The 22,089-nt window shown below is 36.8% G+C and carries 17 protein-coding genes and 1 tRNA gene; 6 read left to right on the top strand and 12 right to left on the bottom strand.

Features of this window, described 5'->3' with window-relative positions; genetic code table 11:
• The 7 genes from E2P86_RS17775 to E2P86_RS17745 all read right to left on the bottom strand — a co-directional run bounded on the left by E2P86_RS17775 (window position 1) and on the right by E2P86_RS17745 (window position 5,026).
• Window positions 1-777 (bottom strand): ABC transporter ATP-binding protein, encoded by a 777-nt coding sequence (locus E2P86_RS17775; protein ID WP_134433923.1) that lies wholly within the window; start codon window positions 775-777, stop codon window positions 1-3.
• Window positions 774-1,781: a FecCD family ABC transporter permease gene (locus tag E2P86_RS17770; RefSeq protein ID WP_085473480.1), complete on the bottom strand. Its 1,008-nt coding sequence runs from the start codon at window positions 1,779-1,781 to the stop codon at window positions 774-776. The genes E2P86_RS17775 and E2P86_RS17770 overlap by 4 nt, the downstream gene beginning before the upstream one ends.
• Entirely contained in the window at window positions 1,778-2,779 is a 1,002-nt protein-coding gene (locus tag E2P86_RS17765; protein ID WP_085473481.1) for an ABC transporter substrate-binding protein, read from the bottom strand. Before E2P86_RS17765 ends, E2P86_RS17770 begins: the two co-directional genes overlap by 4 nt.
• A gap of 104 nt (window positions 2,780-2,883) precedes the next feature.
• Window positions 2,884-3,342, bottom strand: coding sequence for an urease accessory protein UreE (locus E2P86_RS17760; protein WP_159451849.1), 459 nt, complete (start codon window positions 3,340-3,342; stop codon window positions 2,884-2,886).
• 7 nt (window positions 3,343-3,349) lie between these two features.
• Window positions 3,350-4,078 (bottom strand): hydrogenase nickel incorporation protein HypB, encoded by a 729-nt coding sequence (gene hypB / locus E2P86_RS17755; protein WP_085473483.1) that lies wholly within the window; start codon window positions 4,076-4,078, stop codon window positions 3,350-3,352.
• Window positions 4,068-4,418, bottom strand: a complete 351-nt coding sequence (locus E2P86_RS17750; RefSeq protein ID WP_134433922.1) for a hydrogenase maturation nickel metallochaperone HypA/HybF — start codon at window positions 4,416-4,418, stop codon at window positions 4,068-4,070. Before E2P86_RS17750 ends, hypB begins: the two co-directional genes overlap by 11 nt.
• Before the next feature lie 215 nt (window positions 4,419-4,633).
• Window positions 4,634-5,026 carry a hypothetical protein gene (locus E2P86_RS17745; RefSeq protein WP_134433921.1) on the bottom strand — a complete coding sequence of 131 codons (393 nt, stop codon included), beginning with the start codon at window positions 5,024-5,026 and terminating at the stop codon, window positions 4,634-4,636.
• A 327-nt stretch (window positions 5,027-5,353) separates the two neighbouring features.
• Here E2P86_RS17745 and E2P86_RS17740 point away from each other — a divergent pair, with 327 nt between their 5' ends.
• Entirely contained in the window at window positions 5,354-5,779 is a 426-nt protein-coding gene (locus tag E2P86_RS17740) for a nuclear transport factor 2 family protein (protein ID WP_134433920.1), read from the top strand.
• Between the two features lie 282 nt (window positions 5,780-6,061).
• On the top strand, window positions 6,062-6,487 hold the full coding sequence (locus E2P86_RS17735) for a nuclear transport factor 2 family protein (protein ID WP_134433919.1): 426 nt from the start codon (window positions 6,062-6,064) through the stop codon (window positions 6,485-6,487).
• Between the two features lie 179 nt (window positions 6,488-6,666).
• Here the strand turns inward: E2P86_RS17735 and E2P86_RS17730 are convergent, their stop codons facing one another.
• Window positions 6,667-7,842 carry an MFS transporter gene (locus E2P86_RS17730; RefSeq protein WP_134433918.1) on the bottom strand — a complete coding sequence of 392 codons (1,176 nt, stop codon included), beginning with the start codon at window positions 7,840-7,842 and terminating at the stop codon, window positions 6,667-6,669.
• A 148-nt stretch (window positions 7,843-7,990) separates the two neighbouring features.
• Between E2P86_RS17730 and E2P86_RS17725 the strand changes: the two genes are divergently transcribed.
• The 3 genes from E2P86_RS17725 to E2P86_RS17715 all read left to right on the top strand — a co-directional run bounded on the left by E2P86_RS17725 (window position 7,991) and on the right by E2P86_RS17715 (window position 10,503).
• Window positions 7,991-9,553 carry a calcineurin-like phosphoesterase C-terminal domain-containing protein gene (locus tag E2P86_RS17725; RefSeq protein ID WP_134433917.1) on the top strand — a complete coding sequence of 521 codons (1,563 nt, stop codon included), beginning with the start codon at window positions 7,991-7,993 and terminating at the stop codon, window positions 9,551-9,553.
• Between the two features lie 110 nt (window positions 9,554-9,663).
• A tRNA-Lys gene (locus tag E2P86_RS17720) sits at window positions 9,664-9,736 on the top strand.
• A gap of 536 nt (window positions 9,737-10,272) precedes the next feature.
• On the top strand, window positions 10,273-10,503 hold the full coding sequence (locus E2P86_RS17715; RefSeq protein ID WP_134433916.1) for a helix-turn-helix domain-containing protein: 231 nt from the start codon (window positions 10,273-10,275) through the stop codon (window positions 10,501-10,503).
• Window positions 10,504-11,385: 882 nt separating this feature from the next.
• On the opposite strand, the gene E2P86_RS17710 is transcribed toward E2P86_RS17715, so the two are convergent.
• From E2P86_RS17710 to E2P86_RS17695, 4 genes are read right to left on the bottom strand one after another with little or no spacing between them, the layout of a single operon-like run.
• Window positions 11,386-13,131, bottom strand: a complete 1,746-nt coding sequence (locus E2P86_RS17710; protein ID WP_134433915.1) for a reverse transcriptase domain-containing protein — start codon at window positions 13,129-13,131, stop codon at window positions 11,386-11,388.
• 50 nt (window positions 13,132-13,181) lie between these two features.
• Window positions 13,182-14,543, bottom strand: coding sequence for a BT4734/BF3469 family protein (locus E2P86_RS17705; RefSeq protein WP_134433914.1), 1,362 nt, complete (start codon window positions 14,541-14,543; stop codon window positions 13,182-13,184).
• 12 nt (window positions 14,544-14,555) lie between these two features.
• Window positions 14,556-16,916: an amidohydrolase family protein gene (locus tag E2P86_RS17700; RefSeq protein ID WP_134433913.1), complete on the bottom strand. Its 2,361-nt coding sequence runs from the start codon at window positions 16,914-16,916 to the stop codon at window positions 14,556-14,558.
• A complete protein-coding gene (locus tag E2P86_RS17695) occupies window positions 16,916-19,645 on the bottom strand; it encodes a P-loop NTPase fold protein (protein WP_134433912.1) in 2,730 nt (909 codons plus the stop codon). Before E2P86_RS17695 ends, E2P86_RS17700 begins: the two co-directional genes overlap by 1 nt.
• A 459-nt stretch (window positions 19,646-20,104) precedes the next feature.
• Between E2P86_RS17695 and E2P86_RS17690 the strand changes: the two genes are divergently transcribed.
• On the top strand, window positions 20,105-22,069 hold the full coding sequence (locus tag E2P86_RS17690) for a DUF4365 domain-containing protein (RefSeq protein WP_134433911.1): 1,965 nt from the start codon (window positions 20,105-20,107) through the stop codon (window positions 22,067-22,069).
• Window positions 22,070-22,089 lie beyond the last annotated feature (20 nt).

The raw sequence follows: 22,089 nt of genomic DNA, 5'->3' as shown, positions 1-22,089 counted from the left end.
TTACTGCTGTTTTAGTTGCGGTACAAATAAGGGTTTGCCTTGGTTGTCCAATCCCATAAGGGGTAACTGATAGGTTTCTTCGAGTAGTTTTTTTACAGCAGAGCTGTCTAGGTCTTGCAAGCTAGACAGCTCTTGTCCGCGCATAACATAAAAGGCATCCCCAAACATAAAGGCTAAATTCGGATCATGCATAACACATAAGATGGTTGTTCCTTCTCGTACAAGTTGTTGTAAGCACTCCAATACAGCGACCTGATAATGCAGATCAAGATGGTTTGTGGGCTCATCAAGCATAAGGATATCCGGTTTTTGTACGAGTACCCTACAAAGCAAGACAAGCTGTCTTTCCCCGCCGGAAAGATCGGTGTATGGTTTATTGCGGAGGTGCCATAATGCAAATCGCTTGAGGACTTCTGTGACGGTATCGTGGTCTTCGTCCCGTGGAGAAAAGCGCGAAAAAGAGGCGCGTCCCGTCATGATTACATCATATACTTTAAAGGGAAATGTGGTTTGGTGAAATTGCGTCATAAAACCCAAGCGGGTGGTATCTTTTGCTCCGGTTTTAAGTTTCTTTCTTTCTACATTACCAATCAAAACCTCTCCTGCATATCGTTTTTCAAGTCCCGCAATAATATTGAACAATGTTGATTTGCCGCTTCCGTTACGTCCCAGAATGATGGATAGTTTTCCAGCCGGAAAGGATGTTGTTACGCCTTTAAGCACCGTGTCTCTACCATAGGAGAAAGACAAGTTTTTTATGTTTACGTCCTTTATCATGCGTTCCAGTTTATCGCATTTCTACGCATTAAATAAATAAATATCGGAGCACCAATGAGCATGGTAAATACACCGACAGGGATTTCAAACGGCATTACTGTGCGGGAAAAATTGTCAATCAAAAGAAGGAAACTGCCACCAATACTGATGTTAGCCCATACGGCAATACTATTACTTGGTCCAAATATCATGCGGCTAATATGCGGCACGATTAACCCAAAGAGGCTGATGACACCGACAGCGGCGACTGCGGCTGCGGTTATCATCGTTGATACGCCAACAAGAAGAAGTTTCAATAATCTTGGATTCACACCTACTGCCAATGCTTCATGGTCTCCGAGTGCCAAGAGGTTGAGCTTCCATCGGAAGAAAACCAGTATGCTTAAACCGATCCCAATTGGGAGGAATGCTGTTTTTACTTTATCCCAGGAGGCTGTATGTAAGTTTCCCATAGTCCATTGCACGATGGCTTGGAGCTTATACGGATCGCTCAAGTATTGTAAGAGTGTTAAAAGAGCGGTAAATACGCCGGAAATGATCATTCCAGCTAAAACCATACTCACCAGTGAGCTTCGTACTTTGCTGTAGGAGACCAGATAGGTGAGTACGACAGCGCAGACGCCAAAAAAGAAGGCGGATAAGTTAATCGATAGTACGGGGATTAACATCGCTAGTGCTGCCCCAAATGCAGCGCCGGAGGAGATTCCCAATGTAAACGGATCTACAATAGGATTCCTAAAGATGGCTTGCAGCACCCCGCCTGAAGAGGCTAAGGCCGCACCTACGAGGAAAGTAAGTAGTACACGGGGTAGACGAACTTGCCATAAAATTGTTTCTACCATGTTCGGGCTTGTTTGTTCCTGAAAGAGATTCCGTATTCCGTTGTAGATGTGCATAGTCAATGCGGAGGGGCTCAGGCTCCCTGTCGAGCCTAATGCTAGCGAAGCAAGCATCAGGAGGATAGGAAAAAGAACTAGCAGGCTTATTTTTAAAGACGACTTCATTGGATTAGATTTTCTTTACCATAAAGTATTGTAAAAGCGTCGTTTAGATCCGCCTGAAGTTGTTGTGCGGTATATTCGGGGTAACACCAATGGCGGAGTTGTTTTGCAAAAAGCATAAACTTAACGGTGTGTGGGTCAAAATAAAAAGCAGGGCTCATCACAAACACTTGTTTGTTTTTTACGGCAGGTAGAGCGGCGAGCTCTTTCAGATTATAAACATCTGAAAGTTGAGAGTTCCACAGTAAAATAATATCTGGGTTCCATTTATACAATGATTCAGCGCTCACATTTGGTGCTTCCAGTTGGAGTGGGCATGCGTTTTCTGCGCCGGCCGAGGTGATCGAAAGGTCAATTAATGTTCCTCTCCCTGAGGTTGAAAAAACACGGCCTTTGGACCAGGCGTAATAGACCTTTTTAACCTTCGAGCCGGATGGAGCGATCATTTTTTTGGTTTCGGCATCTACATATTGAACAATCTCCTCTGCCCGTTCCTTTTTACCCAAGAGGGTTCCGAGACCGATCAGTTCTTGAAATATTTTCTCTTTATCTCCGCTTGATACCGTAAAGACGGTGATTCCTAAACCTTCCAATTGTTGAGCCGTTTCGCGATCTTGTTCGTAGAGCACGACTAAGTCTGGCATAAGTGCCACAATGGATTCGACATTGCTGGAACGGCCTCCGAAGGTTGGTGTGGAAATACTCCTGTCAGCGATACGAGCGTCCAGTTTGGAAAGAAAGGTATAGGTTTCTTCGTTTTGATAGATTTGTTGCGGTATACCGACTAAGCGGTCTGCCGCTTGCAACATGTATATCTCATCAACGGACGGTTCAAAAAGAACGACGACTCGTTTTGCAGGTTCCTGCAATCGGATATTTTGTCCACGACTGTCTTTCGCAGTAAACGCATTTTCAGCGTCTTCATGCGTTGGTGAAGAACATCCTGTCAGGAAGATAAGTGTCAGGATACCGATCGTTTGTATAAATTTAGTAATCTTCATTTTTGAGAAATCTTAGCCTGTATTTCCGAACCATTTTTTAAGGAGGAATCTATACTTGGATATTGTTTTAGATCCCTCCTATGGCCGTGGCAACGAGGCGTTTGTTACGAAGCTGTTTTCTTTCGCACTACATGTTCGGCAAAAAGCTGTTCCTCGCGCAGTGAAATACGATTGGAATACCGCGCTTGAAGTTGTTCGTACAATTGTCCATCATAGGGAACTAAAAACAAACCGTTCTGCTGTGTTGCATAAATGGGAAGATGCCGATTTCCGATGTAGTAACAAAAGTCTGCGGCATCTACTAGCCCCATTGATTGAAAGGCTATTGTGAGGCAAGGCTTGATATGGATCGTCGCCAGCAGTATTCCTTGAAAATAGAGTCCATCACCATGTTTCCATTCTTGTTTTTCAGGAAGTTCGACGCGTAATGTTTGTCCATTATTTGTGGCTCGAGTTAGCGTACGTTTATGCACTTCGAACCACTCCAGTTCAATAAAATCAGAGCAGAAGTTACCAATTAGCGCGGCAGATTGAATCGTGTCGATTTGTACTATTTGCTTCACGACACCGTTACTTTTCAGTTGTTTGATTTGCAGCCTCTTTTTTTGCTTGTACTTTGGCTTTTAACCAATCGCACCATGCATCCAGACCCTCTCCATTCAATGTGCTTATTGTCATGACTTCTAAGTTTGGATTAACCTCCCAAGCATCTTTGGAAACGGCATCAACAGAGAATGGTACATACGGAAGAAGATCTGCTTTGGATACCAACATCAGTTCACTGGTAAGAAACATCCGAGGGTATTTTTTCGGTTTATCATCGCCTTCTGTTGTAGCAAGTAGGGTTACACGATAATCTTCACCAAGATCGAATGCTGATGGACATAATAGGTTTCCTACATTTTCGATAAAGAGTAAGTCGGTACCTGTCAGATCGATATGGTCAAGCGCTTGTAGAATCATTTGTGCTTCGATATGGCACATGCCTCCTGTAACGATCTGTAAAGCATTGATTCCGACTTCACGCATGCGGACGGCGTCACGTTCTGTTTCTGGGTCTCCTACCAATATAGAGATGTTAAGATCTTTCGCTAGTCGCTTGCCGGTTTCTTGCATCAATGTCGTTTTTCCCGAACCGGGAGATGAACATACGTTGATCACACAAACATCTTTCAATCTCGTACGGATGGCTTGCGCTACATAATCATTTGCTTTCAGAAGATGTAGAGTTGTGTTGTCGCACTGTACCGAGCCCACTCGGTTTCCGGCGCTTTTTGGGTTTGCTGGGTTAACTGACATGTTGTTTAAAGATTACTTTTGAAATAAATAATTCATTGCCCTGCACAATTTGGGTGGAGGGCTGCCCGCAAGGGCATACAAAACGATGGTATTGAACCTTGAAGTCTTTTTGACAGTGGTCGCAGTGTGCGATAATGTCGTTTACAATTACTTCTAGCTCCATATCCCTATATTGCCGATTATCAGCAATAAAGGCATCAAATGCGTTTTGTATCAGTACAGGTTGTACATTGGATAATAAACCTGCTGTTACCTGAATTTTTTGAATATCGTCGATCTTGGTGGCATAATGAGCCGACAAGGTGTCGAAAATATCCTTCACTATACTAAGTTCATGCATAGTATAAATACGTAAATATTAAGTGTTTGATTCTGTTCTGGAACGGCCTTTATGACTGTTCCAATACGACTGTTAGAAGGTCTAAATGGTCCTTTATTGCCCTTTCGAGCGACGTAAAAGACTTCTTTTACGCGTTCGCTTTGATATGAAAGAACACATGTGGCATGGTGAACCGAGTAATACTTTGATGTACGTTCATCAAAGAACGGTTCTCTTTAGACCGTGTCTACGGATGGGATTTTTAATTGAAGGAATAACAAGTAGCGCGCAAGAGGAAAGACGGGCGGGCTTGCCATAGCATATCGCTCACGAGCAACAAACAAGGAAGAACCATGGAATGTTTTCCAAGAAAGCGAATGAAGGAGTTTATGTATGGTATAGTCTTGACTTTTAGTTAGTTCGCCGTCATTATCCCAAATAGGGCTTATCCAGCTTGCTTCGGCATGTTCAAAGCGGCGTGTCGTTTCTGCGTACTGTTGTTTGGCAACGGTAAGGTCATCCGTTAATACATGTAATTGACTAGCACATTTCCGTACTGATATCTTTGCGGCCGCTTTATTTGTGGGCGCTAAAAATAAGAAGATTACGAATGTTAATAGTCTTAACATGAGTGTATTCATTAGCCAATAACCCTTTTTTCTAATAAAAGTGTTGACAAAAGTAAGTTGATTTTACGGGGAAAAACTAGCACAAATCTTGAATTTTGTTTCACGAAACAGGAACAATTGGTGATGCTGGTGTAGGTTTCGCTTATTATGAAAGTAGGATGACACAGTATAAACGTAAGTCGGTAAGTATTTTCACCGATTTGTTTCCCTTTTTCACCGAGAATATTCCCAAACTGGTCTAATTGGCGTTTCCTACTGCGTGCTGCTGCCCTACCTTTGAGTCATCAAATAAGAAATATAAACGAAAACATTAAACATATTAAAACCATGAAAAGAACAGTAACAACCATCGCAGCAGCATTCATTATGATCGCATCATTTAGCTCTTTCGCCGCAGAGAAAGCTAACCCGTTAAGAAATCTAGATTCAAAGAACATCGTGTTAAGCTACCTCGAAGCGACTACAGCGGGAAATGTAGTATGGAATAAACACCTCTTTGCAGAAGACTTTACATATAGTAATGTGGCCAATGGCGATAACTTTTCAAAGAAGCAGTACCGTGCCTTTTTGAAAGCGACTAAAGGGCTGAAATATGATTGTACAACAACTTATGAAATATTAGATGAAGCCGGACAAACCTGCATGGCAAAAGCAACTATGAAGTTTGACAATTTTACTCGTGTGGACTACATCACCTTGAGCAAAAGCCAAGAGGGTTGGCAGGTAAGTAAAGTATTAACGACGTACCCATAAAAGAATATTTTGTTTCAATATTAGAGCCTGCAGCGATGTAGGCTCTTTTTTTGTTGGCGCATTTCCAGACGAATAGTACGCTTCTTCCTGCTGTTGTGGTATGTAAAAACAAAGGGAGAATGCTATCTCGATTATCGGTAAAAAATTTCACCGATTTGTTTCCCTTTTTCACCGAGAATATCCCCAAACTGGTCTAATTGACGTTTCCTTCACCGTGTTGTTGCCCTACCTTTGAGTTATCAAATAAGAAATATAAACGAAAACATTAAACATATTAAAACCATGAAAAGAACAGTAACAACCCTCGCAGCAGCATTCATTATGATCGCATCATTTAGCTCTTTCGCCGCAGAGAAAGCTAATCCGTTGAAAAATTTGGATTCTAAAAACATCGTGTTAAGTTATGTGGCGGCAGCCACCTCTGGAAATACGACCTTGAATAAACACCTCTTTGCAGATGACTTTGCATACAGCAACACCGCGAATGGCGACAACTTTTCAAAGAAGCAGTATAGCGCTTTTTTAAAAGCAACTAAAGGATTAAAGTACGATTGTAAAACAAGCTATGAGATATTAGACGAAGCCGGACAAACGTGCATCGCGAAAACAACGATGAAGTTTGACAACTTTACCCGTGTGGATTACATCACCTTGAGCAAAAGCCAGGATGGTTGGCAGGTAAGTAAGGTGTTAACGACCTACCCATAGAAACTGGGTATTTTGTTTCAATGTTAGAGCCCGCAGTAATGTGGGCTCTTTTTGTTGATATATGACATACTATGGGTTTCGTCTCCCATAGTATGGAAGGCGCTAAAATCGGATAGCGTGCCCCGTTCGGAAAGACGTCGCATTTTATAGGATTTGTAACCCTTTAGTGTGTTGCCTTGTTACGACTTAAAAATGGATAACCGACTTGTCATAAAGAACATCAGTAGTCCAAAGAGTGCAAATACACCAAAGGAATAACGTAAGCTAAAGATTTCAGCAATGTAACCGATAAGTGGAGGGCCGATCAAGAAGCCTAAATAGCTGACACTTGAAACCATCGCTAATGCTATTCCTGAAGATACGGTTGGGTGCTTTCCTGCAATAGAATAGACCGTTGGTACGTTACAGGCTACGCCTAGCCCGACGAGCATAAAAGCAAGCACGCAGACCCAAAGGGAAGGAAAGGCTACGGAAAGCATCATGCCAATAAACATCAAGATGCCGCTCCCTTGTAATATACGTTGGCGACCATAGCGCGCGATAATAAAATCTCCTAAAAAGCGTCCTGTCGCCATCATCACCATAAAGGAAGCATAACCGAGGATAACTAAATTTTCTGGGGCCTGTACAATATCGTGGAAGTATACACCGCTCCAGTCGAACATTGCTCCTTCTGTCGCCATGCTGCAAAAACCGACTACGCCTAGACTAATTAGAATTTTGTCCATTTTTAATCCAAATGATTTTTTTTCTGCCTTCGCAGGTTTAGTGGCGATCAAGAATTTACTGTTCACTAAGATATTTATAATCAGCAAGGCGAAAATAAAGATAAAGTGAGGAAGGGTGGTGATTCCAAGATTCATGGTGGCCAGTCCGACGAGCGCTCCGGTGAATCCGGCAATACTCCACGCGCCATGGAAAGAAGACATAATGGACTTTCCAAAGAGCTCTTCGGTCAAAACTCCTTGTGTGTTCACTGCAATATTACACATGTTCCCGGTAATGCCAAACAGTAATAGAATAGCACCTAACTGCCAAGCATTAGTTGCAAAAGGGATGCTACAAAGGACAATACCATATAAAATGGCAGCAATAGGCATCACTTTGTGGCTACCATATTTACTGACGAGCTTTCCCGAAAGGGCCATGGTCATTAACTGTCCAATAGGCAACATCAATAGGATGGTTCCCAGCTGGGCTTCAGTAAGCCCTAGGGTTGTTTTTATCTGGGGGATGCGGCTTGCCCATGAGGCAAAGGCGATACCTTGACCGAAATAAAAGAGGGAAACGGCGATGCGCACTCTGTTTTTGGATGGCGCTACAGGCGGAGCGTCGTTTAGTGTTGTTGTCGACATGCTGGGGTATTTTCTGGTACAAAACTACGTGATTTTTTTAGGAATCTATAGTCGGCCGGTCGAGATTAATTGAACATTTAATTTAACGTTAACGTAAATTTCTATTAACCCCAAGATGCTATGTTTGCGGCAACATAATTTAAAGGATATGAAAAACTTATATTGGTCATTATTAGCCTGTCTCGTTACAGGAACAGCCGTTGGTCAGGAGGTCGCAAAAGGAACAATTTATGTGGATGAGAATGGGAATGGCCGTCGTGATAAAAAGGAAATCGGTTTAGCAGGCGTTAGTGTCAGTAATGGTCGCGATGTTGTGCAAACGGATAAAAATGGCCGATATGCACTGCAGGTAGAAAAGGACAATATTATTTTTGTCATTAAGCCTTCAGGTTATTCAATTCCCTTGGATGCAGACAATCAATCCAAGTTTTACTATATCCATAAACCGGAAGGCTCTCCTGCATTAAAGTATAAGGGGGTAGATGCGACGGGAAGTTTACCAAAGGAAATTGATTTTGCCGTTGTGCCAACCATGGAGTCAACTAAATTTGATGCTTTTGTTTTTGGAGACCCGCAGGCTTACACGGAAGAGGAGATGGCTTTCTTTAAAAAGGGTGTCGTGGATGAAGCGAAAAATAAAAAGGGGCCTTTGTTTGGCATTAGCTTAGGAGATCTTGTGGGGGATGATTTGACGTTACACCCGAGCTATAGAAAAACAATTGCACATATGGGGTTACCGTGGTACCATGTTATTGGAAATCATGATATGAATTTGGATGCCGTGCATGACTCTTTATCGGATGAAGGTTTTGAACGCGCTTTTGGTCCTGCAAATTATTCCTTTAATGTGGGGGATGCGCATTTTATTGTTTTAGATGATATTATCTATCCACATCCAACGAAGGGAAAGGGATATCAGGGCGGTTTTCGGAAAGATCAATTGGAGTTTGTGGCAAATGATTTGAAATTTGTTCCGACAAATAAACTGGTTGTTTTAGCGTTCCATATTCCCTTGAATCCTGATAACGACGAGTCTTTTCGTAATGAAGATAGACAAGTTTTGTTTGATCTCTTAGCGGCCTATCCCAATACGTTGTCATTATCGGCGCATACGCACTTCCAGCAGCAAAATTTTTATACCGCTGCACATGGTTGGAAAGGGACAACTCCACACCATGAGTTTAATGTGGGTACAACTTCGGGGGATTGGTATTCTGGATTACCTAATGGAGATGGCGTGCCGACTTCGATGATGCGTGATGGAACACCGAAGGGATATGCGATACTTTCTATTGATGGCAATCGTTACATATTTGACTATAAGGTGGTTGGCGAAGATGAATCTTATACGATCGGCGTTTTCGGCCCGGCGGTTGTAAAAGCAAAATATGCCGGTCGTTATCATGTATACGCTAATTTTTTCTTGGGCTCTGCGGATGATAAGGTAACCTATAGGGTGAATAATGGTGCATGGAAGGCAATGGAAAAGGTGGTTGGTGAAGATCCTAATTATGTTCAAGCTTTATTGGCATATGATGGTGCTAAGACATTACAGCCAGGTAGAAGGCCTAGCGATGCCTCTTCTTCGGCACATTTATGGAAGCTTAAACTACCAAAGTTGAAAGCCGGGAAACATATGATTGAAATTGAGGCGATTGATATGTTTGGTAGAAAGCATGAAACGAAGAAGGAGATTGAAGTTGTTGAATAGTGCGGTTTTGATATAAAAGAGGCTGAAAGGACTGTGAGAATAAGAAAAGCAAATAATTCTAAAAATTATTTGCTTTTCTTATGATGGTACGTACATTTGTTTATCAAAAAGACTTCGTAGCTCAGTTGGTAGAGCAACAGACTCTTAATCTGTGGGTCCTGAGTTCGAGCCTCAGCGGGGTCACTTTCTGAAAAGGGCCGTTTTACAAATGCGTAAAACGGCTTTTTTGCGTTTTTCAGAGCCGTTTTGGAACTTCCGCCCTAGCCGTTTTGAATCCTTTAAAATGGCGTGTTTTGCATAGTTTTTTGTTGAACTTCACGTAAAACCGTCACAAAGGTTTTCGTGGTAATGAAAAGATTATGGCAACCGTAAGCGCAAAAGTTTATGAACACCACAAAAAAGCAGATGGAACCTATAATGTTAAAATAAGGGTTTACCACAAAGGGGGAAGTAATATGGAACAAAGTACCCTTGCCGCAATTGTCCAAAAAGACAAACAATTCATCAACCGGTAGGAGCGTCAAGGAGCAAACCCTACGACATCTATATTGGTGCAAATAGCGGAAGCTCTGAAGGTATCAGTAAATGAACTTTTAGATTTTTCGAAACTGTAATCCAAACCACGATAAAAAGATTGAGTGCGTTAAAGATAGATTCATAACACGCTTGGTCTAATTACTCTCTTTTGTTTTAAGTATTAATTTTTTGAGATTAGTTCTATGACGCAGAAACAATATAGGGATCAAGCATATTTAATCAAATTAGGCAGCCATTTTAAATGTAAGCGTGAAGATAAAGGATGGTCGCAGGAATATATGGTGCAACTTTGTGAAATAGATACTCGTCAATTGGGACGGATAGAAAGAGCAGAAACAAACTCCACGATTTCCTTAATTAAAAAGATCGCAGATAAACTAGAACTAAGTGTTTCTGAGCTGCTTGATTTCTAAATTATTATTTGTTCTTGCAGTTTGACTTTTCGCACTGTAATTAGTCATAGCAAAAATCGAGGGTTGAAATTATATCGACTTGAAGATTTTAACTGTAATTATGTTTGAGCCATCTTGCAGGAAGTGTTGTCAACTGAATAGGGAGATATCGATTATTATAGATGTATGACATGCTACTTACCTTTATATATACATATCTGCATCATCAGTTTGTTGTATATAACATGTATAAAAGCCATTTTATGCGTTTTAGGTAATTGAGAGGGTCTCTTTGATATCGCTTGTTTTTTTTTGTCGTCTGCAAGTTGTGTCTTTGTACGTACAGAATCGTTGCTCTATTTCTGTCCTTCAAAAAAGAACTTGCCCCGAAAATTTGAGTTCTTTAAGGAACGTGAATTTCTTGGGGTAGAAAAATGATCGCAACTCCATTTTTTTCTTGTCAAAAGTAATTAGCCCATCTGTGTTATAAATCGATGGGCACCTACCTGAGAAGTGTTCATTAGTATACTGCAAGGTATACTAAAAACGACCTTCATAGGGTCGTCAAACAAAAAGGGTATCCCCGGAGGATACCCTAAACACCGTTTGCAGCGCATACGATAAGAAAAGTAGGGCTTTGCCCAACGACTTCAGCATGCTTTATACTAGTGATCCTGTACCCCTTTCTAATCCTCCCTAATAGGTAGACTTATCTGTTTTGGTAAACTTCCCTATTTCGCCAGGATAAAAACAAACCGACTGCCCACGCATGAAGTATGCGATACAAAAGTATTATTATCCTATTTTCAACGATATAACTTAAAATAAATACAAATGAAATTCAATTTTGTAAAATTTTATTATCTGATAAGTCGTTAACTAACATAATAATGTCAATAAAATTTAATCAGAATTGTTTTTTAACACATTATAATAATAACTGTACGGTTTGCCATAGTGTTTTATCTGAAGTCTAGTCCCATCTGTATCTCTGCCTTGATTATTATCTTTTGAAACTTTATCCTTGGGATATTTTCTTTCAATAAACTTGATGAGTTTGTAAACTTTTAAGCTTCGGCTACGATCTAAACTTTTTAATTGTATCCTAGCGTGAACATTATCATTTAATATCTTGAAACCTTTTGCCCAGGACATCTCGTTTGGGTATTTCTCGTAATTCCATAGATCTATGCGACCAACAGACATGGATATCAATCGTTTTTGAAGTGATCCACAAATAGATGACGGTGAGCTTTTTCTTTTTTCATTTTCAAGTAGTCTTTTCATCTCTAACATAAGATCCGCCTGTTTTTGTAGCTCCTTCTTTAATGTAGATCTTCGAACTCTAATTTCTCCGAAATAATTGATCTCTAATCCTACAAACCCGACCCAAAATGTATCTTTTGTCTCGTCCGAAGTCCATTTGTAACATAACTTGGATTTGCTTGACCAAAACTGATCACGCTTCTCAAAGGGCGGCTCTACATGGGGATGAACAATCAACTTATTTCTTTTAAGAGTTTCTGTATAAGCTTTATAGCTTCTTTCACAGGTCTCCCTATTAATGCTTAGGATGATCATATCGTCACAAAACCGTAAGTAAAGTGAATCTTTATCTAACTCCTTTATTACTTTATAGTCCGAATCGTGCAGTAATAGATTTGCTATAAATCCTGACAGAGCACCTCCTTGTGGAATTCCTATTTTAGCTTTATTGATCTCCTTGTAGAAACCTTCTGCTACAAACTCTCTTTCAACCCAATCAAACTTTCCATTAATAATTTTATACCTCTTAAAGTATTCTTGATTGTCACTTAAAATACGAACATACTTATTAAAAGTATATGAGCTGAGATATTGCTTTAGAATATGTCTCAAGAGCAATAAGTCTTCTTTTTTACATTTTTTTTGAAAATGATTCTGTTTTAAAAATTGGTCAAATCTTTTGATAACAAAAGAGTGGTTAACGGTGTCAAAGAATTTGCTCATATCACATTCTGCCCCCCAAATTACTTTATCTGCATACTGCTTTCTAAAATCTATGATCTTTTGGAATGCATCAATATGATTTGGTGCCCTTTTTCCATCACTAAAGGCTCGTTTAGCTCTAAAAGCGTATCCACAATCTTTAAATACAAAATCGAAAATCTCTACTGCATATTTGTTTGTAATTGACAAAATAATTTTATCTGTTAAGCTATAAGTTGATAATGGTCGGCAAATATTTACATCCTTTTCTAACTTTTTTAAAACAGGTGTCACATTTGGTGTCTTAAGCTTGATGTCACCATTTATAAAAAAATTCTGAATTAATTCAATGTACTTATCCAGTCTTTCTAAAAAATCTGCCTTTAGTTTTTTTTCTCTATAATACTTGATAGTAAGTTTTAAACTAAGCATGTTTCGCTCAGTTGAGCTTTTAGGTAAACCATTTTTATCATTTCTCAACTTTGGCTCAAGCTTTAGCCATCTCCTTCTTGGGGGAAATAGTGACATTAAGAATAAATCGTCATTATTATCCTTAATCTTTTTTTCTATAAGATGATCAAAGTAATAATGTTTTTTATGTCTTTTGAGCGCAACTTTACACCTTAACTTACATAAGATTTTAAAAATTGCTTCGTGACTGTAATACTTAGAAAATTCCATAAAAAGAGAATGAAGTACCCGACAAATAATACTCAGCTAGTTTCGCCATTCTAAACATTGTTTGACTCAAAAACACTGTTAATACTCACGACTTGCTCATCACGTAATTCAGAAGCCATCTTTAGTACTCCATCTCTCTCTTTGTATTCTTGTATTTTGGCTAATTTTAATATATTTTCAAATGAATATCCTTCATGGTTAATTAAATATAGTTCTTTTAAAAAGCGTTCACACTCTGCTTCATCATATTTATCAGCATCTTGTTTATGAAGCATTTTAAAATACTTAATTCCAAGCTCGTACTTGAATATCTGTACTATAGATTTTCCTACTTCCTCCCGTTCGCCTTTCGAAGACATTATTGAAAGTTTCCTTTTATCTAGGAATTTTATTATATCCTTTATCCTTCTACGGTTAGGATCTATTCCCCTCATTCTATATCCCTTTTTGTTCGCTAGAAACAAGATGGTTGCAAATGTAAAATCTGTATTGGTATCGAAGTATCTTTCTTTAAGAAAATTTTCACATTCTTCACCGGAATAAACTGTTTTATCCTGTTCGCTGATTGCTTGAAAATACTTAAGTCCGATATCAAATGTAAAACAACAAGCAATGGTTCGTGCAACGTTTGACCAATCACTATGTATACGAGTAATTGACAAATCATTATTTTTTAAAAACTTGATTACTTGCCTTATCTCCTTTCTATCTAACGATTTGTTCTTTCCTTTTGGATTATACAACACGTCTGCTGTTTTTGCTCTATCAACAGAAGATAATACTCTTTTCTTTGTCGATTTAATTCTAATAATAGACGACAAAGAAACTTGAAACTTCTCAAAATTCTTATTAAAAAAAAGTCTATTGTCATGAGAAACAAAGCAGGTCCTCACGACATCCTTTCCTGATTCATCTAGGATTATTCCGTATGTGCTTTCAAAATATTTTGATACTTCAACAAAAGCACTTTGATGAAAATAAGCTGTTTGCTCTAAGGGAAAACTTTCTTTATATTCTAAATATACAATCCCCTTTAACCCAAGATTAGATGGAGATCGCCAACAAGATATTACATATTTATCTTTATGTAAAATACCTTCAATTGCGACAACGTTATCCTCATTGACCAAATTATCAATATCAAGCACAAGTAAGCTCGTATAAGTCTTGAGATCTTGAGTAGTCCTATGTTCGTGAAACGTAGCTCCAAAAGTTATTGCTGGTAGATTTTTCTTTGCTCTAACATATCCTTTCTGATCTCCTTTAAAAAGAAGATTTCGAAGATAAGCTACATTTGTTTTATATTTACCTTTTAATATCTCTGTTAGCACCGTTCTGACAGTAGTTTCTCTACTGTTGAAACCATAAACACCTTCTTGATAAAAAACCTTAAACTCTAAAGGATCGATCATAAATTTTAAAATTTAAGTAAAGCGATACACTCGACTATTATCATTTATTTTCGTAATAATCTCTATTGCTTCTGAATGAGAAAAATTATGATGCTGGATAAGCATCAAATACACACTAGCATACTCATTGTAAATATTCGTTGCAAATATTCCTGCATCGTCAGTACCAATGACAATAGGCGGAATACTAAACCCTTCTTTCTCCCATTTGATCCAATTATACAAATGGTACGTACTGAAGTCCTTATGAATCCCTATCCGGACATTACTTGTTGGAAGAGTTTCAATTACAATTTCCTGCTTGGTCATATATCTAAGTAATGTTTTTTGGATTAACTCTAAATCAGGTGCAGAAAAAAATTCTACGGGATTTATGTCTAATACAACGTCTCTGTTATTCTTAACATCAATTGTATGGTACATCTTAAATATTTTTTCCGCTTGTCTATACTTCTTGTTAAGATTTTTTGAAAAAGTATGTTCTTCCGAACTGAAGTTTCCATGTAAGAAGTAAGCCTCATCTTCCATATGTAAAGGACATGCAGCCCGCAATAACCAAGCCTGTTCGATGACACCAATAGCGTAGAAATTATTGTACACATCAAAGGCTAATTCTTGAATTTTTGTAATTAAATGTGGTAAATTAGGTTTTAACTCTTCTATATGTTGTGAAACAATAAAATGGTAAACGAAAACTAAATCATCTAAATAATCGCCTTTTCTTATGTAGATTTGCTCACCAACTTCGTTGCACCAAAGTTTTGTCGACAAACCAGAGGCCGTAGCATGCCCTATTCTATCTCCATTCTTCAATTCACAAAAATTTATGGCTTCATAAATTGCTCGGATACCACTCAAAATATGATGAAAATCTTCTCCTGCATGAAATGTAAAACTCTTTATTCCAGCTCTTCTAAGTATTCTAAATACAGGAGCAAATACTTCAGGAGGCGTATCAAACTCACTAGAAGCAGCATCAATACCTACTATTGAAATATTCTTATTATCAATATTCTTCGCGCAATACAACTTCAACACATGAGCTTGTGCAAGCAGACTCTTTCTGAGCTTTTCGAACCTAAACACCCATGAGGCTGATAAATCCTCCTTAGTTTTTATAAAGTGAACTATTAGCTTTAGTGTAGTGTCCTTTGATTGCCCTTCTTCTTTAAATTCAGTAAATTTATTCCAACCTTCAGTGATACTTTTTATTAATAATTGTAATTCCTTTTCATTGTTTTTAGGAGCAATTCTGCCTTCTATATATTTTAGATCATTTCTATTATTCCCATTTAACTGGTGGAAGCGTCTGAAATATGTGGATTCACTAAATCGTCTAATATCATTGAGCGTTATCTTTTGGAATTGTTCAAACCCCTTTTGATGTCTTTGTTGTACCAACAACCTATTATTTAATCCTAATATCAAATTATAAAAATGAAACATTGATGACAGCACTAGGTTCTTACTCTTTTTTAATTCCTTAAGAATAAGTATGTACATCAGACATTCAATCGAGTGAGGATATTTATAATCCTCACTTCCATCTAATATATAATCGAGAAACGGGTGAGATACTTGGTTATGATCAAAAAGGTTATGATTCTTACTCAGAATCTCATTCAGTAAACACTCTTCACTAGAGAAAGTTGAAAGTAATTTAGAACGCTTACAATACATAAAAAAATATTGACGTAATCTTCCTGCTATTTTTAGTAAATGTGTATATTTAATTGGGGTCAATAGAAAGGACTCTTGCCTCAATTGCTCTAATACTTTCTCCTTGTTAACGAAGGACTTTTTAAGCTCTTTATAGACTCTGTCTGGATGTGACAATAAATCCTGCCAAACTATATCGGTTTCTAATGTGCCATTTAAATGTATATGTAAATCATGAAGACCTCCCCAACTTTTTGTCTTAGCATCTAGTTGTATTACATTGGGTCTAGGCATAATGGTATTCTGCGTGTTCGTTAAAATATAGCTGTAAAAAAAATCATTAACTAGCACATTTCCGTTAGATTCCTCTACCAAATATGGTTCCAACTTATGCGCAACAAACACTAGTGGAGAAATATGGCAAATATACTCCTGCCAATTGAAGAATTTCTCACTTTTAACAGAGATACTCTGTCGCTCTATAGACAGAAATTCGTTTGCTATTTTTGGAATCGCTACCAAAAATAAATCAGCAATAGTATTTACATCTCTGAAAAACTCTTCCTTTTCCAATCTATAATAATGATCGGGCAGATTACGATTCTCATCTCGTTTTTTTAAAAAAGAACTTAAGCCAATATCTTTAATATCAGGAAATTCACTCGAGTAGTATTTTTCTAAAGACTCGATATCATCAAAAAGGTATTTTTGCATTATCTTTCCTCGAAGTATTTTATTTCTTTAAGATGGTTCCTGAAATTTCTAATATGCTCTGATTTTTGAAGAAATGGCAGATTTTCACGAATTGTGTTATTATTTGGCTTATTTTCACTTGAACCACGATCCCTAAAAAGATCCATATTAAATTCATCATTCTCAAGAAATTTTATAAGCTCATCATACTTCGATTTCTTAATGTAGGAAGGGTCTGTTTTCCATTTCGCTAGTTTACCACCTTTAGAAGATCCTCCTTCCTTTTTAGTCTGTAATAAAACTTCTTCTAGCAATTGATAAACATTAAATTTCGTAAGCGATAAAAAGTCCATCTCACAAAATTCTCTTAGGCTGCCCATCAGCTCTGTCTTCGATCCATCTATATAAGAAATGAGAATTGGACATTTCATGATCCATTTAGAAAATCTCAGTTTTACACTACCATCTGTTTCTCCTTTTTCCGCACTAACTATAACTTTATTCAAATTATCTACGAATATTTTTTCGGAACTAACCATATTGCTATGATTCAAATCGAGAACTTGAGAGGCACCTATTGAAAGATTCTCCCGTACATCTTCTATAAGGATTGAATTCATAAAATTAATTACACAAAGATGAAAGAGCTTTCCAAGTTTTTTCTCATTGTGAGACTTCATTAAGTTAGATAATCCAACGTAAAAGCGTGTAAAACTCTTTCCTAATTGGTGAACAGACAAACGATTTTCATTAAACTCTTCCATCCACTCATTTACAACTTCACTCAAAACACTGATGTCTTCATCTTTTCTCTCTGATAATACTGTTTCGCCATCATTCTCATCCTCATCAACGGTACTATCACTTGGAGCTTGTTCTTGCATGGAGTAATATCTAATCTGCGATAATTCACTAAATGCAAGCTCTAAATTTGCATCCTTATCTACGCTCAGATCATATCGTTTTAATAATTCTCCAATAGCTGAAAGTAAAGTGTAAAAGGAATAGAACAGTTCGCCTTGGTTTGAATAAAGATACTCTCCTGCCAAACATGGCATATACCCAATAATCCGCTGAGCACTCGAGACATCTTTATTATCTAAAATCGTATCTAGACGATTATCTAAACCAGACTTCTTACTTATTTTCTTTAATCCAGGTAAGCTAATTAAAGAACCAATATTATTGTGTTTATTTTTAGTAGAAAAGTGAAAAACTTGAAGAGTATTCATTATATCCCTTAATACTAAGTCATTCATTACTCCACTTTCTTTTACTAAACCACTCTTTAAACTATAACCTTCTGGATAATAATCAATAATATTTCTCAAGTAAGAAATTCTAACTAAGTAATCAAATATTAAAAATCTATACTTCGTAATAGCTGTTGAGAATAATATATTTAATGAAAATACTCCCGCATTTAGACTGTTATCAGTGGATGTTGGGCTAAGTTGATACAACTCTTTCAATTGTCCATCTCTCACCAAAAGCTTCAGAATTTCGATATTTATAAATTTAGGTGAATTAACGATGGATTCTATATTAATATTTTTCTCATATAAATCTGCTAAAAGAACCGATACAATATTTACATTATCATTTAACTCTAATCTCTCTTCAGTGATAGATATAACGATTCTTTGTAAGAAATGTACTATTGTACGTAATGGCTGATTTAACAAAAAATGCTTTTGACTTTCTAGTTGATACCCATTATTTATCCCTAATTGAGAAAACACTTTTTGAAGAGTTTTCTCTAAAGAGAGAGAATCTCCGTTTCTATCAACTTGTACATCAATCTGTAACTTGTTCATAGAGTTTAATGTGCTATAAACTGTTTCTAATTGATAACGATATTGAGGTTGCATTATTTTTAAAAGATACTGAGATGTAAGGTCCGTCACCATGTCATCATAATAGCGAATTCTACTATTATTTGAATTGGTCTGATATTCTTTAGAAGCTTCAAATTGAAGAATATCCGTACCGAAATTCTTCCACTTACTCTGTCTTATCAATGAATTGTAGAGCTTAAAATCTCCACTTAAAACGGTAATAATCTTACCCGTTGTAAAATACTTCCTTATCGTTTCTAATACAGCGTAACCTTTTGACGAATCTACATCAATATCGTCAAAAAGAACCAAAAAAGCCTTTTTGTCTAAAATTTCAAGTGATCGATCCAAAAATAATTTAAAATTATCACTTAAATTTTGTGCCGCGCCTACCGCGCGCAATTCGTTTTCCATTACATACTCAGGGTCCTGCCAAGCAAATTCTAAATCCCTTGAAAGATGATCTATCGACGGTAGGCCAGATGCTAACTTTGTAACACTTTTCTTCCATTGATTTTCGACCTCTTTATCAAATAGATCTGGATTACATCGACAAGAACTTAAATGCTTCTTAACTAAATCACAAACAGAAGATATTAAATTAAGAAAAACATGTCCTTTTTCTTCAATCAAGGTGGGGTCAATTATCTTTAGAACTTTAATTTCCTTATTCTTTTTTAGGCTTTCCTTGATACTTAATAAAAATGAAGTCTTACCACTTCCTCTTGTGCCTAATAAAGTTATTGTATTGTGAGCATACTCAGACTCTAAGTCGTTCTCAACGAAGTTGTTAATAGTCGATATTACGCTCTTAAATTGTTGTTTATGAATGATGCTATCTGGATCAAACCTTTTTGCATTAGTACTTTCATTAAGTATGATTGTAGATATATTGTCTTTTTTTGGTTCCATTTCTATTAACTAAATGTTTATTTTAATAATTGGTTGTATAAACTCACTTTGTAATCTTATACAGGTGTTACAAACCTATTAAGAATTCTTCACAACATTAATGCGCAGAAAGTATTTCTTTACAAAATTTCAATCAATATTATTGAATCTTCTCTCAATCTCTCCTATCCTTTCTAGAAATTCCTCTCTTTTCAAACTCTATCCAACAGTCATGTTCTCCAGCATCGTTTTATAATCAGTTTCGCATTTTTCCTTAACATCATCAGTCGATGCACTATATCTCAGAAAATCTCAAATATGGTAACAAAATCTTAAATTTGGATAGACTATAAATGAAAAGTGTAATCGAAACAAGAAAATTTCCTTATTAGCATTTATACTTTCTATATAAATGTAATTTGGTAAAACGGGAATAATACATTCTCTTAAAGCAGAATTAATCAATATATTAAATAAGATATGACATTTTACGAGAGTCCACAAGTTGATGAAAATTCAAAGCGATCAGAAGAATCGGTTCTCCAAGCTAAGGGATTCTTCTCTCAAAAAAATGGTTTTCTTTCAAGAACTGAATCCCCAGACTACGGTGTTGATCTCGATATTGAATTGATTGACCATAATTCCGGAGCAACTTCTAAGAAGTTTGGCGTCCAAATAAAAAGTATGACTGAAGTTAAAACAGCTACTTATAGCAGTGAGACCTTTGTTTCATTACCTTTTAAAACTTCTAGATTAAGATACCTTGCTGAGCGGGAACCTACTTATGGTCTGATTCTTGTTTATAGTGAAAAGGAGCAGGAGACATATTTTGATTACGTTGAGGAAATCATTAATAGGCTGAATGAGATAAAAGCAGATGATTCATGGAAAAATCAGGATAGTGTAAACATCCTTATTCCTTTTCAAATATTAAGCAACGAAACATCAAAAGAAATCCATAATAAATTTACTCTAAGATTTAAAAATCATACTCAATTAATAAAAAAACATGGAAATGACTTTAATATTCCAAGCCTGTCATTCAAAACGGGTTCCGAATCCATCAATATTGACGAAGATAAAGTATCATTACTCGAAAAGCACGGTTCTATGCTTTTCAACGAGAACGAATATGACATTCTCACCGAAGCAATAGAGTCGTTATCATCTAAAGAAATAAATTCATCAAGCGAAATCCTTTTTGTTGCTGCCTTACTTTATTCATATACAGGAAAAATTATAGAAGGACAATATTACGTTCAAAAGGCAAAGCGACTTTCCTCAAAGTTGTCCGAAGAAAAACAAATATGCCTAGATTTTGCTGCTTATTATGTAGAATTTGCAAAAGGAAATTTAACACATGAGGAATATTTAGATTTATTCGTATCACAACTTGATAATCCAAATTTATCTGAAGACAATAATCTTTTAATAAAAATTAACACAATATGGTTTAGATTCTTAAATAATCACCGATCAGCAAATCTAGTGATAGAATTCGACACCTCACACATAGATGATCTCCTAATAGAAATCGAAAACTCTACTATTGAAACAAAACAGAAGCATCAATATAAAATATATCTATATCAAACCTATCATGCAATGGTTGTTGAGTATTTTCTAAAGACTTTTGTCGATATAAAACTGAAGGAGTCATTAGGCATTGAAGAATCATTAGAAAAGCGTCTACAAATCACAAAGAATATCTTAGGTATTATTAGTGATAGCAACCAAGCAATTTTTGATGCCTATCAATATGCTGGTGACAATTTTAAACTATTAAAAGCCACAGCTGCACAAGCTCTATGTCAAAACTTTTTAACATTTAGAACTGCATTATTTTCAATTGACTACGAAGAGGGCTTAAATTTTAATCATAGCGTACAGTATGAAAGAAACTACAACTTCGGAGTTTTAGCATACAGCATTTTCCTGGAACTTGGATTATATCAAAATGCATATGAAGCTCTTGGACAGATTAAAGAACTTGTGGAGTTATGTGAGATCACAGAGGGATTCTTTATCGGCACTAAGACTAAAGAGGAGTTTGAAACTATCATATTTCAAATGCGAGAAAAATATGGTTTCCAACCATATTTTTCGGGTGTACGTGATATCGCATTGGGTAAAGGTACTAGAGCTTCTAAAGTTTTAGATGATGTAACTCTTCGACAACATGCTGAGAAGATAAGCACTCTTTACAATTTACCTCAGGATAGGACAGGAAATATATTTTTAGAGCTCAAAACAATACAAACATTTAAATTAAAAAACACTAATCCGCAGATTGAACTGCTCCAAGATTTGAGACACACACTCTCGTACAAAACTCATTACGCTAATCCACCCCTATTTATTTTGAGGCATAAGACAACAGAAATTGAAACTAAGCCAAGCTCAGACATTGAGTATTTATTGGAACAATTTTCAACAATACAGTAACATGTCATTCAGATTCTGAA

Origin of the sequence: Sphingobacterium psychroaquaticum, assembly GCF_004421025.1 — a bacterium.
Taxonomy (GTDB): Bacteria; Bacteroidota; Bacteroidia; order Sphingobacteriales; family Sphingobacteriaceae; genus Sphingobacterium; species Sphingobacterium psychroaquaticum.
The sequence above is the reverse complement of the archived record's forward strand: the minus strand, read 5'-3'. Positions and strand labels throughout refer to the sequence as shown.